At 71.6% G+C, this 11,997-nt stretch carries 10 protein-coding genes; 2 read left to right on the top strand and 8 right to left on the bottom strand.

Features of this window, described 5'->3' with window-relative positions; genetic code table 11:
- Positions 1-13: 13 nt before the first annotated feature.
- From O1Q96_RS31350 to O1Q96_RS31330, 5 genes are all read right to left on the bottom strand, one after another.
- Positions 14-541, bottom strand: a complete 528-nt coding sequence (locus O1Q96_RS31350; protein WP_269253796.1) for an NUDIX hydrolase family protein — start codon at positions 539-541, stop codon at positions 14-16.
- Between the two features lie 139 nt (positions 542-680).
- Complete coding sequence (locus tag O1Q96_RS31345) at positions 681-1,742, bottom strand: iron-siderophore ABC transporter substrate-binding protein (protein WP_269251362.1); 1,062 nt, start codon at positions 1,740-1,742, stop codon at positions 681-683.
- Positions 1,742-3,613, bottom strand: coding sequence for an ABC transporter ATP-binding protein (locus tag O1Q96_RS31340; RefSeq protein ID WP_269251361.1), 1,872 nt, complete (start codon positions 3,611-3,613; stop codon positions 1,742-1,744). Before O1Q96_RS31340 ends, O1Q96_RS31345 begins: the two co-directional genes overlap by 1 nt.
- Entirely contained in the window at positions 3,610-5,304 is a 1,695-nt protein-coding gene (locus O1Q96_RS31335) for an ABC transporter ATP-binding protein (RefSeq protein ID WP_269251360.1), read from the bottom strand. The genes O1Q96_RS31340 and O1Q96_RS31335 overlap by 4 nt, the downstream gene beginning before the upstream one ends.
- 153 nt (positions 5,305-5,457) lie before the next feature.
- Entirely contained in the window at positions 5,458-6,795 is a 1,338-nt protein-coding gene (locus tag O1Q96_RS31330; protein ID WP_269251359.1) for a lysine N(6)-hydroxylase/L-ornithine N(5)-oxygenase family protein, read from the bottom strand.
- Between the two features lie 86 nt (positions 6,796-6,881).
- Between O1Q96_RS31330 and O1Q96_RS31325 the strand changes: the two genes are divergently transcribed.
- Together O1Q96_RS31325 and argB are read left to right on the top strand one after the other, a co-directional pair.
- Positions 6,882-7,829, top strand: a complete 948-nt coding sequence (locus tag O1Q96_RS31325) for a methionyl-tRNA formyltransferase (protein ID WP_269251358.1) — start codon at positions 6,882-6,884, stop codon at positions 7,827-7,829.
- A 59-nt stretch (positions 7,830-7,888) separates the two neighbouring features.
- The gene (argB, locus tag O1Q96_RS31320) at positions 7,889-8,716 is read left to right on the top strand and encodes an acetylglutamate kinase (RefSeq protein ID WP_269253795.1); all 828 of its coding nucleotides are present in this window, start codon (positions 7,889-7,891) and stop codon (positions 8,714-8,716) included.
- Between the two features lie 95 nt (positions 8,717-8,811).
- Here argB and O1Q96_RS31315 read toward each other — a convergent pair whose 3' ends face one another.
- The 3 genes from O1Q96_RS31315 to O1Q96_RS31305 all read right to left on the bottom strand — a co-directional run bounded on the left by O1Q96_RS31315 (position 8,812) and on the right by O1Q96_RS31305 (position 11,838).
- Positions 8,812-9,648 carry an ABC transporter ATP-binding protein gene (locus O1Q96_RS31315; RefSeq protein ID WP_269253794.1) on the bottom strand — a complete coding sequence of 279 codons (837 nt, stop codon included), beginning with the start codon at positions 9,646-9,648 and terminating at the stop codon, positions 8,812-8,814.
- A gap of 64 nt (positions 9,649-9,712) precedes the next feature.
- Positions 9,713-10,813, bottom strand: a complete 1,101-nt coding sequence (locus tag O1Q96_RS31310) for a FecCD family ABC transporter permease (protein WP_419586978.1) — start codon at positions 10,811-10,813, stop codon at positions 9,713-9,715.
- A 2-nt stretch (positions 10,814-10,815) separates the two neighbouring features.
- Positions 10,816-11,838 carry a FecCD family ABC transporter permease gene (locus tag O1Q96_RS31305; protein ID WP_419586977.1) on the bottom strand — a complete coding sequence of 341 codons (1,023 nt, stop codon included), beginning with the start codon at positions 11,836-11,838 and terminating at the stop codon, positions 10,816-10,818.
- Between the last annotated feature and the right edge of the window lie 159 nt (positions 11,839-11,997).

Below are 11,997 nucleotides of genomic sequence, written 5' to 3'. Positions count from 1 at the left end.
GTCCGTGCCAGGCTCAGGACAGGCAGCCCACATGCGCGAGTGCCTGCTTGAGCAGTGCGCCGTGGCCGCCCGGCATCTCGTTCAGGACCATGGGCGACGATGCCTCCTCGGGACTGAACCAGACCAGGTCCAGGGCGTCCTGGCGGGGGCGGCAGTCGCCGGTCACCGGGACGATGTAGGCGAGGGACACCGCGTGCTGGCGCGGGTCGTGGAACGGCGTGGCCCCGAGGGTCGGGAAGTACTCGGCGACGGTGAAGGGCTGCAGCGAGGTCGGGACCCGGGGCAGCGCCACCGGCCCGAGGTCCTTCTCCAGGTGACGCAGCAGGGCGTCCCGCACCCGCTCGTGATGGAGCACCCGGCCGGAGACGAGCGCACGGCTGACCGCCCCGCCCGACCCCATGCGGAGCAGCAGTCCGATGCGGGTGACTTCGCCGTTGTCGTCGACGCGCACGGGCACGGCCTCGACGTACAGGATCGGCATGCGGGCGCGCGCCTGCTCCAGTTCGTCGTGAGTCAGCCAGCCGGGCGTGGTTTCGGTCATGTCAGACATTGGTTGATCATACTTTCAGCGTCTGGTGTCGCGAGCGTGTCGCCCGACACAACGGAGTACGGGGTCACGGTTCCTCCGTGACCCCGGCCCTTGTATCCGCTGGTCCCCGCCGCAACCGCGGGGACGCGCCTCAGGAGGTCGGCTCGGTCACCTTCGTGGCGGTGTCGCCGTCGACGGCCGCGGCCAGCTGGGGAACCAGACGCTCCAGCATGTACGGCAGGCTCAGGACAGAGACGAACGAGACGGAGTTGCCGTAGTCGCTGGACTCCTTGACGAAGACCTCACGCCCCTGCTTCGCCACGTCCAGGTCCGCGTAGAGCGCGTTCTTGTGGAGCTTGGCCTCGTCCTTCGCCGTATCGGTGACGATCCACACGATGGCATCGGTGTCCAGCAGGTCGGTGCGCTCCTTGCTGATGTTGGCACCGAACTCGTCACCGATGACCTTGTCCAGGTCCTTCGGCAGCTTGAAACCGAGGTCCGTGAGCACGCGCGAGCGCGAGTCCTGGCTGCCGAAGACGAAGGTCCCCTCGTACGGAGTGGCCATCACGCCCGTCGACCCGGCGAACTTCGGATTGGCCTTGGCCGCCGTCGCGAAGTCGGTTTCGACGCCCTTCACCAGGCTCTTCGCCTTGGACTCCTGGCCGAGCGCCTTGCCGATGATCTCGGTCTGCTGCTGCCACGGGACACCGAAGTCGTTGAACTCCTTCGGCTGGGCCACCACCGGGGCGAACTTCGACAGGGTCGTGTACTGGTCCTTGGTCAGGCCGCCGTAGACCGCGAGGATCAGGTCCGGCCGGAGCGCTGCGATCTTCTCCGTCTGCGGACCCGTGCCGGTGTCCTTGAGTACGGTCGGGGCCTTCGCGCTGCCCAGCTTGTCGGCGGCCCAGGGGCCGATGGCGCCCTTGTAGCCGCCGAGCCACTCGGTGGTCCCGACGGGCACCTTGCCGAGGGCGAGGACGGCGTCCTGGTCGGTCAGTCCGACCGTGACGATCCGCTTCGGCTCGGACTTGACGGTGGTGCTGCCGTACTTGTGGGCGAGGGTCACCGGGAAGGCGCTGCCGGTGGCCGCGGGCTTGTCCGGCGTCGCGGCGTCGGAGTCGTCCTCGGAGCCGCAGGCCGCTGCGGTGGTGAACAGGAGGAGCGCGGAGGCGAGCGCCGCGACGAGGCGTGCGCCTCTGGAGGAGCCGGGCATCAGTGGTCCTTCACGGTGGTGGTGTCAGGGCTGTGATCGTGCGTGGGGGTCTGGTCGGCCGTGGTGCGGGTGCCGGACCACGCCTCCCACAGGGAGGCGTAGGGGCCGGCCGCCGCGCACAGTTCGTCGTGGGTGCCGCTCTCCACGATCCGGCCGGCGTCCATGACGACGATCCGGTCCGCGGTGGCGGCCTGCGTGAGGCGGTGCGCGACGACCAGCGCGGTGCGGCCCTCGACCGCCCGGTCCGCCGCCTGCTCCAGGAGGCGGGCTCCCGTGCTGCCGGCCTCGGCCGTCGCCTCGTCCAGCACGGCCACCGGCGGATCCGCCAGCACCAGGCGTGCCAGGGCGAGTTGCTGGACCTGTGCCGAGGTGAGGCGGTGTCCGCCGTCGCCGACGACCGTGTCCAGGCCGTCCGGCAGGGCAACGGCCCAGTCGAGGGCGTCCACCGCGGCCAGCGCGGTGCGCAGTTCGTCGTCCGTGGCGTCGGCCCGCGCGAGCCGCAGATCGTCCGCCAGAGGTCCGGCGAACACATGCGTCTCCTGGGTGACCAGCGCGACCGGCAGGCGGTCCCCGGGCGTCCCGGCGCCGCCCGTCACCCGTATCGAGCCGGACGTCGGCCGGTGCACCCCCGCGATGAGCTTGGCCAGCGTGGTCTTGCCCGCTCCGCTCACACCGACCAGGGCCACCCGCTCACCCGCCCGGAGCGTGAGGTCCACGTCGTTCAGGACGGGGCGGCCCGTTTCGTACGCGTGGTGGACGCCGGTCACGGTGACGCTGCCGCCCGACGCCGTCCGCGCACCGGACTCCGGGGCCGGCCGCGCCGGCTCGGGCACCGGCTGGTCGGCGACCCCGACCAGCCGGGCGAGCGCGGCGGTCGCGGACTGCGCGTCGTCGAGGAGTACGAGGGCCGAGTTCACCGGCGTGAACAGGCTGTGGAAGTAGAGGGCGGCCGCGGTCGCGGTGCCGATGGACACGGACCCGCCCCGCACCAGCAGGAACCCGGTGACGAGAACGGCCGCGAGTCCCGCGTACTCGGCCACGTGCAGCCGGTTGTAGAAGTTCAGCACCAGCCGGACGCCGCGCAGCGTCAGCTCGACCGCCGCCGACGAACGCCGGGTCACCCGCGCGGTGTGCTCCTCCTCCAGCCGGAACGCCCGTACGGTACCGGCGCCCGCGATGGTGTCCAGCAGCTGCTGCTGCTGGGCCCCGGTGGCGATGCGCTGCTCGGCGTAGAGCGGCACGGCGTTGCGTACGTACCAGCGGGCGGTGGAGGCCTGGACGGGCACCGCGACGAGCGCCGCGAGGAAGAACCGCCAGTCCAGCGCGGCCATCGCGACCAGCGTCAGCGCGATGGCCAGCAGGGACCGGGCCAGTTCGGGCAGGGCGCCGCGCACCGCCTCGCCCACCACCGAGACGTCCCGGGTGACCCGCGCGGTGAGGTCACCGGCCCCGGCCTTCTCCACCTGTTCCAGGGGCAGTCGCAGCGCCTTCTCCACGAACCGCTCGCGCAGCTGCGCCAGTACGGTCTCGCCGAGCCGGGACACCAGTGACAGGCCCGCCACGGTCGCCGCGCCCTGTGCGAGGGCGACCAGGACCAGCAGGACGACCGGCAGGGTGATGCTTCCCGGCGGGCGGTGGTCGGCGACCAGGTCCACGATGCGGCCCAGCAGCGGCTGCACCAGCAGGCCGACGGCGGTGGCCACGACCATCATGGCGAAGCCGCCGAGTGCCAGGCGGCGGTGCGGGCGCACCAGTTCGCGTACGGCGGCCCGGGTGCGGGCCTGTGTCGCGGTGGGCAGCAGCTCACGGCCGGGGGCCTCGTGCCGCTCGGCCGGGGTGTCCGGTGTCCGCTCGTGGGAGATGTCGCTCATGCCAGCACCGCTGCTCGGTAGGTCTCGTGACGGGCTATCAGGTCGGCGTGGGGGGCCGTGTCGGTGACCCGGCCGTCGTCGAGCAGCACCACCCGGTCGGTCACGGAGAGCAGTGCCGGGCTGGTGGTCACGAGGACCGTGGTGCGGCCCTTGCGGACCTCGCGAAGACCGGCAGCGATGCCGGCCTCGGTCACCGCGTCGACCGCCGTGGTCGGATCGTGCACCACCAGGACGGGCCGGTCGGCCGCCAACGCGCGGGCGAGGGCGACCCGTTGGCGCTGGCCGCCGGAGAGCGAGCGGCCGCGCTCACTGACCGCCGTGTCCTCGCCCTCGGGCAGGGTCTGCACGACCTGGGCCACCCCGGCCGCCGTCATGGCGGGTTCGGGGTCGCCCGAAGCGGGGGCGGCGGCCGTGACGTTGTTCCGGACGGTGCCCTCGAAGAGGTCCGCGTCGTGCTCGGCGACCAGCAGCGCCGTACGCATCTCGGCCGGGTCGAGGTCCCGCAGGGACACGCCGTCCAGTTCCACCGTGCCGGTGTCGGGGTCGGCCTGCCGTGCCAGGCAGCGCAGCAGGTCGGTGGCGTGGGCGGGATCGGTCGCGACCACGCCCAGCAGTTCGCCGGGCGCGATGTCCAGGTCCACCTCGCGCAGCCCGCCATGGCTGACGCCCGTCAGACGCAGTGCGCCGCGCACCGGCTGGGGCAGGCCGCGGTCGCCGGCCGTGACGCCGTGCGGCGTCGCCAGGACCTCCGCGACCCGTCCGGCCGAGGCCCGGCCCTGGGCGAGCTCGGCGTTGACCCAGGCGAGCACCTCGAGGGGTCCTACCAGGAACAGCGCGAGGCCGACCGCCGACACCAACTGGCCCAGACTGATGCTTCCTTCGGCGGCCAGCCGTCCACCGACGAGGGCGACGACGGCGATCAGGCAGCCGGTGAGGGACAGCACCATGCCGCTCTGGAAGGCCTGGGCGCGGGCGGCCTTCAAGGTGGCCCGCAGGGAGTCGCGGCTGGTGGTGCGGTAGCGGGCGATGGCCGCCGACTCGCCGCCGATGCCCTTGAGGATCCTCAGGCCGGCCACCAGGTCGGCGGCGACGGCGGAGGCGTGTGCCGCGCGCTCCTGCTCGGCCTCGCTGCGGGTCTCCAGGGGCTTGCTCAGCAGGTGCCCGAGCCACAGCAGTACGGGCGTGCCCAGCAGGACGACCAGGCCGAGGAGGACCGAGGTGCGCAATAGGACGAAGGCGCAGGTGAGGATGCCGGCCAGGGATGCGATGCCGTACATCACGGCGGTGTTGACGCCGCCGACCCGCTTGGCGTCCTCGGTCGCGGTGTTGGCGAGCGCGCCGGGCAGCCGGCCGTCCTCGGCGCCGCCGCCGGGGTGCAGCACCCGGCGTACGAGGGCGATGCGCAGGGAGTGTTCGGAGCGGACCGCCGACCGGTCGCCCGCCCAGGCGCCGAAGCGGAAGGACAGTGCCAGCGCGACGTACACCAAGGCGAGCACGCCGAGCCACAGGAACAGGGCGCCGGTGTCGGAGCCGGTGACGGCCCGGTCGATCACCACGCCGATCAGAACCGGAACCAGGGCTTCCCCGACTTGGTGTCCGGAAGCGAGCAGTGCGCCGAGGGTGACGTCCCGGCGTTGCTCTCTGACCGACTCCCGCAGGACATCACGCCCCGACGGATATGTAGGACCCACCCGCTACCCCTCCGGGATCGGACGAAGAAAACTTAGGTGAGGCTACTCTAAGTTGCTGGTCATTGCCCAGTGAGGGCGCATAGGGCCGGAGCCTCCCGTGCGGGTGTGACGGCACGGGGATCCGTGACGTCACACCCGGTCCGGACGGCCTCCTCAGCCGGTGCGCACGGCGAGGTCGTTCGCGCGGTGCGTGAGCAGGGACTCGAGGATCTCGCCGGACCGGACGGCTGTGGTGGACAGCAGGGTCGAGGTGAGCCCGTGCGTGTGCTCGGTCGCGCCCTGCAGATAGATGCCCGCCGAGACGTCGGGAGTGAGTTCGACACGGTGGTCGCGCCCCACGCGCACGGCGTCCTTGTCGTCCCGCAGGCAGAGTTTCGCCGTTCTCCCCAGGAGGCTGTCGATGTCTCTGGGGCGGTAGCCGGTCGCGTGCACGAGCAGGTCCGCGGAGAGCACCTCCCGTTCCCCGGTGGGCAGGTACTCGACGGTGACCTCCAGGTGGTCGTCGAAGCTGCGCACGTCCCGGATGCGGGACACGTTGCGCAGCAGCAGCCGCTCGCGCCCCTGGACCTTCTCGCGGTACATCGTCGCGTACAGCGACTCGATGAGATCCATGTCGACAACCGAGTAGTTGGTGCTGCGGTGGTAGTCGACCAGGGACTGTTTCACCTCCGGCGTGGACCGGAAGTAGACGTCCACGGCCTCCGGGTCGAAGATCCGGTTGGCGAACGGGCTGTCGTCGGCGGGCGTGTACCCGTACTTGGCGAAGATCGCGCAGATCTCCGCCTCGGGGAAGGACCGGTGCAGGTAGTCGAGCGCTTCGGCGCCGCTCTGTCCCGCGCCCAGCACCAGGACACGGCCCACCGGCTTGCCGGAATCGTTCAGCTCACGGACACGCGGAACGAGCTGGCTGTTGTGCCAGATGTGGTCCGACAGGTCCGTGCCCGGTGGCAGGTGCGGCTCCAGGCCGACGGCCACCGAGATGTTCCGGGCCCGCCGGGTCACGGTCCGCTCGGGAGCGCCGGGTACGCGGCTGACGACGTCCAGCCAGCGGACCTCGCCGTCCGGTCCCGTCACCGGGTCGACGGACACGACCTCGTCGGAGTAGTCGACGAGGTGGGCCACCCGGGCGGCGGCCCACTCGAAGTACTCGTGGAACTCGATGCGCAGCGGGAACAGCGTCTTCGCGTTGAGGAAGTCCACCATCCTGCCCCGCTCCCGCAGGAAGCACAGGAAGCTGAAGTCGCTGGTCGGGTTGCGCATGGTGACCAGGTCCTTGAGAAAGGACACCTGCATCGTGGCGTCTTCGATGAGCATGCCCCGGTGCCAGCCGAACGACGGCTGGCGCTCCAGGAATCCCGCGCGGATCCGGTCCTCCGGAGCGGCTTGGGCGTTGTGTTCCTCAACCGCAATGGCCAGTGCGAGATTTGACGGCCCAAACCCTATACCGAGCACGTCAAGGACGGCGTCCGGTTCGTCGTGCAGTGCGTTCACCGCAACTTTTCCTTCCCCTAGGCGCCACTGATGTTAAATAAGGTTAGCCTTACCTTGCAATGGTGTGTTCTAAGGGAGGATCGAGTATGCGGGTCGTCATGTTCGGCTATCAGACCTGGGGGCATCGCACCCTTCAGGCTCTGCTGGAGTCCGACCACGAGGTGGTGTTGGCGGTGACCCACCCCAAGAGCGACCACGTGTACGAGAAGATCTGGGACGACTCGGTGGCCGACCTGGCCGAGAAGCACGGCGTGCCGGTGCTGCTGCGCAACCGGCCCGACGACCCCGAGCTCCTCGCCGCCCTGAAGGACGCCGCTCCGGACCTGATCGTCGCGAACAACTGGCGGACCGTGCTGCCCCCGGAGGTCTTCGGCCTCCCGCCCCACGGCACGCTCAACATCCACGACTCGCTGCTCCCGGCGTACGCGGGCTTCTCCCCGCTGATCTGGGCACTGATCAACGGCGAGCGGGAGGTCGGTGTCACCGCGCACCGGATGAACGCCGAGCTGGACGCCGGTGACGTGCTGCTGCAGCGGGCCGTGCCGGTCGGCGCGGCCGACACCGTCACCGACCTGTTCCACCGCACGGTCGACCTGATCGCACCGGTCGTCAACGAGTCGCTCGATCTCATCGCCTCGGGCCGCGCCCAGTGGATACCGCAGGACCGGGAGCGGGCCAGTTTCTTCCACAAGCGGTCCCTGGAGGACAGCCGCATCGACTGGACCTGGCCGGCCGAGGACATCGAGCGGCTCGTACGGGCCCAGTGCGACCCGTATCCCAACGCCTTCACCCACCACCGCGGACAGCGGCTCAGGATCGTCGAGTCCACGGTGTCCAAGGGCTGTTACGGCGGCACCCCGGGGCGGATCTTCATCCGGGAGGGCGACGGCGTGGTCGTCGTCGCCGGAGCGGAGGCGAGGAGCGGACGGCTGCGCGGGTTGGTCGTCAGGCGTGTGCGCACCGAGGACGGGACGGAGCACGCCGCGACCGACTACTTCCGCACGATGGGCGGCTATCTCACGGCCCGTCCGTGAGCGGCACGGCAGTGGCCGAGACCGCCGCCTCCTCCGGTCCCGCCGGCCGTCTCGCCTCGCTGGAGCCCCTGCGCGGACACACGGTCGTCGTCAAGTACGGCGGCCACGCGATGACCGACGAGACGCTCCGGCGGGCCTTCGCCCAGGACGTGCTCACCCTGCGCGGCGCGGGCGTCAGGCCGGTCGTGGTGCACGGCGGCGGCCCGCAGATCGGCGCCCACCTGGACCGGCTGGGACTCAAGTCCGCCTTCCTGAACGGGCTTCGGGTCACCACGCCCGAGACGATGGAGGTCGTACGGATGGTGCTGTCCGGCAAGGTCCAGAAGGATCTGGTCGGACTGCTGAACGAGCACGGGCCGCACGCGGTCGGCCTCAGCGGCGAGGACGGGCACACGCTCACGGCCGTCAAGCGGTACGCCGAAGTCGCCGGTGAGCGCGTGGACATCGGGCTGGTCGGGGACGTGGCGCGGGTCAACACCGCCGTCGTCCGCCTCCTGCTGGACAGCGGCCACATCCCGGTGGTCTCCTCCGTCGGCCGGGGCGACGACGGGCAGGTCTACAACGTCAACGCGGACACGGCGGCCGGCGCGCTGGCCGCCGCGCTCGGGACGCGGGCCCTGGTCGTCCTCACCGACGTGCCGGGTCTGTACGCCGACTGGCCGCAGAGCGAGCGGGTCGTCGACCGGATCGGCGCGGGGGAGCTGGAGCGGCTGCTGCCGGGGCTCAACGGCGGTATGGGGCCCAAGATGGAGGCATGCCTGAGAGCCGTCAGGGGCGGCGTGGAGATGGCCCGGGTGCTCGACGGGCGCGCACCGCACGCGCTGCTCGACGGGCTGCTCGGCGGCGTCGGAACCGGCACGACGATCGTCCGGGACGTCTGCGGCTGAGCTGAGCGGTCGTACTTCCCTCGTCTGCCGGTGCGCCGTGGCCGGGCACACGGTTCCCCGCGCCCCTTCGGGAGCGCGGGGCGTCCCGGGTTTCCTCAGTCCGCCGTCGGCAGCGCCGGCTCCAGGGCCGGGGCCCCGTGGTGGCGGCCCATCGGGATGACCAGGGGGGTGTGGCTGACCGGGTCCAGCGTGATCCGGCAGGTCAGGTCGAAGACGTCCTCGACGGTCTCGGCGGTGATGACCTCGGCCGGGCTCCCCTCGGCGACGATCTTCCCGGACTTCATGGCGACGACGTGATCGGCGTACCGGCAGGCCTGGTTGAGGTCGTGGAGGACCATCACGACGGTGCGGTTCTCGCGCCGGTTGAGGTCGGTGACCAGGTCCAGGACGTCGATCTGGTGGGCCAGGTCGAGATACGTCGTCGGCTCGTCCAGCAGCAGCACGGGCGTGCCCTGGGCCACCGCCATGGCGATCCAGGCACGCTGCCGCTGGCCGCCGGAGAGTTCGTCGACGGGCCGGTCCGCCAGGTCGGTCATGTTGGTGGCGGCCAGGGCCTGGTGCACGGCTTGCTCGTCCGCCTTCGACCACTGCCGCCACCAGGTCTGGTGCGGGGAACGCCCGCGGTTGACCAGGTCCATGACGGTCAGCCCCTCGGGCGCGACCGGGCTCTGCGGCAGGATGCCCAGCCGCTGGGCGAGTTCCCTGCTCGGGATGGACTGCAGGGCCCGGCCGTCCAGGTGGACGGCCCCTTCCTTGGGCGCGAGCAGCCGGGCCAGGGCGCGCAACAGCGTGGACTTGCCGCACGCGTTGGCGCCGACGATGGCCGTGATCCGGCCGGGCGGGATCGCCAGGTCGAGACCGTCGACCACCAGCCGGTTGTCGTACGCCAGACGCAGCCCGCTCGCCCGCAGCTCGGGGTCGGGGGTCGACACGGGGCCGGCGGGCACGGAGCCGTCCGGCACGCGTTCGGTCGACAGGGAATCAGCCGACATGGGATCAACCTCCTGAACCCGCGCGGTTGGCGCGGACGAGCAACCAGAGCAGGACCGGTGCGCCGAGCACACCGGTGACGATTCCGACCGGCAGTTCCGTGCCGGAGACGAGCGTGCGGGCGATGAGGTCGCCGCCGAGGACCACGAGCGCCCCGGTCAGTCCGGAGGCGACGGTGGGCGGCCAGGCCGTACGGGCCAGCCGTTGCGCGATCTGCGGGGCGGCGAGCGCCACGAAGGCCACCGGTCCCGCGGACGCGGTGGCGAACGCGATCAGGCCGACGCCGGTGAGCAGGATGGCAAGGCGTACCGGCTGTACGCGGGTACCGAGGCCGGTGGCCACGTCGTCGCCGAGCTGGAGCGTGCGCAGCAGCCGGCCGAGGAGCAGGGCCGTCGGCAGCAGCACGGCCAGCGCGACGGCGAGCGGGCCGACCTGTTCCCACGTACGGCCGTTGAGGTTGCCGACGAGCCAGCCGAGGGCGGCCTGCGCCTGGAAGCGACCGCCCTTGGCCACGAGGTAGTCGGTGGCGCTCGTGCAGATCCAGGCCACGCCGATGCCGACCAGGATGATGCGGTAGCCGGTGGTGCCGCGCCGCCAGGCCAGCGCGTAGACGGTCAGGGCCGTGACCAGCGCGCCGAGCAGTCCGAGGGCCTGGGTGCCGAGGCCGCCGTCCCAGCCGAGCACGATGCCCGCGACCACGGCGGTGCCGGCGCCCTGGGTGAGGCCGATCATGTCGGGGCTGGCCAGCGGATTGCGCGTCATGGTCTGGAACAGCGCGCCCGAGACCCCGAAGGCGATCCCCGCCAGCAGCCCGACGAGGGCGCGGGGCAGGCGCAGTTCCTCCACCACGAGGACCGTGCCGGGGTCGCCGGAGCCGACCAGGGCCCGTACGACGTCGGTGAAGCCGATCGGGTAGTCGCCGGTCGTCAGGCCCCAGCAGAACAGCAGGAAGGTGCCCGCGCCGAGGAACGCGCACAGGAGGACCAGCCGGGGGCGGAAGACGCCGGAGACGGGCGGCAGGGCCAGCCGGTAGGTGCGGAGCCGGGCGGCCCCGGCCGAACGGCCGGAGTCGGTGGCGGACTTCGGGGCGGTACTCGTGTTCGGCACGCTCACACCTCCGCCAGATTGCGCCGACGGACCATCGCGATGAAGAACGGGCCGCCGATGAACGCGACCAGCACGCCCGCCTGGATCTCGGTGGGCCGTGCGACGAGGCGTCCGAGGATGTCCGCGCAGAGCAGCAGGATGGGCGCGAGCACCGCCGAAAGGGGCAGCAGCCAGCGCTGGTCGGGGCCGATGCCCGCCGACTGGGCGAGCACGCGGGCGACATGGGGGACCACCAGGCCGATGAAGACGACCGGACCGATGACGGCGACCGCGGCCCCCGTCAGCAGCGTGATCGCGGCGACGCCGGCGAGCCGGACCAGGCCCAGGCGCCGACCGAGCGAGGCCGCGACGTCGTCGCCGAGGGCCAGGCTGTTCAGGGCGGGTGCGCAGGCCAGGGCCAGTGCCGCGCCGAGGGCGAGGAAGGGCAGGACCCGCCACACCACGCCGTCGTCGGCGTCCGCGAGCGATCCGGCGGACCAGAACCGGAACTTGTTGAGCGCGTCCACGTCGGTGAGCACGATGGCCTGGGTGAACGACCACAGCATCGAGGTGACGGCGATCCCGGCGAGCGCCAGCTTCACCGGGGTCATCCCGGACCGCCCGAGACCGCCCAGCAGATAGACGGCCACCGTGGCGACCAGCGCCCCGCCGAACGCGAACCACACGTATCCGTACAGCGAGTTGATGCCGAGCACGCCGACGGCCAGCACGATGGCGAAGGAGGCGCCGGCGCTGACGCCGAGCACGCCGGGATCGGCCAGCGGGTTGCGGGTGAGGGCCTGCATCAGCGCTCCGGCCAGCCCGAGGGCCGCGCCCGCTGTGAGGCCGAGCGCGGTGCGAGGCATGCGCGCCGACCAGACGACGTTGTCCACGAAGCGGCTCGGCGCCTCACCGAACAGGGCCCGGATCACCTGGTCCGGGGGGACGTTGGCCGCGCCCAGGGCGAGTGACAGCAGGCACAGGACGGCCAGGACGGTACCCAGCAGTGTCACGAGAAGGACAGGGCGCACCCTCTTGCCCGTCACCTTGCGGTCTCCAACGGCCAGCTCCCTTAGGTTAGGCAGGCCTTAATCGTAGTGGGGAATGCTGAGTCCGCCGAGACTGGGCCTTTTGGTTAGGTAATCCTTACCTTAGTATGACCTGCGGTCCTCCGGCTGAGCCGGTTCCGCACACTCTGGAGGCAC

The sequence above is a fragment of the Streptomyces aurantiacus genome (assembly GCF_027107535.1).
GTDB lineage: Bacteria > Actinomycetota > Actinomycetes > Streptomycetales > Streptomycetaceae > Streptomyces.
Note: the sequence above shows the minus strand (reverse complement) of the source record. Positions and strands in the feature narration are given on the sequence as shown.

Bases quoted from the DNA above. Each gene is read 5' to 3' on its own strand.
- O1Q96_RS31325 (WP_269251358.1), top strand. From the start codon at position 6,882: ATGCGGGTCGTCATGTTCGGCTATCAGACCTGGGGGCATCGCACCCTT.
- O1Q96_RS31350 (WP_269253796.1), bottom strand. From the start codon at position 541: ATGACCGAAACCACGCCCGGCTGGCTGACTCACGACGAACTGGAGCAG.
- O1Q96_RS31340 (WP_269251361.1), bottom strand. From the start codon at position 3,613: ATGAGCGACATCTCCCACGAGCGGACACCGGACACCCCGGCCGAGCGG.
- O1Q96_RS31345 (WP_269251362.1), bottom strand. From the start codon at position 1,742: ATGCCCGGCTCCTCCAGAGGCGCACGCCTCGTCGCGGCGCTCGCCTCC.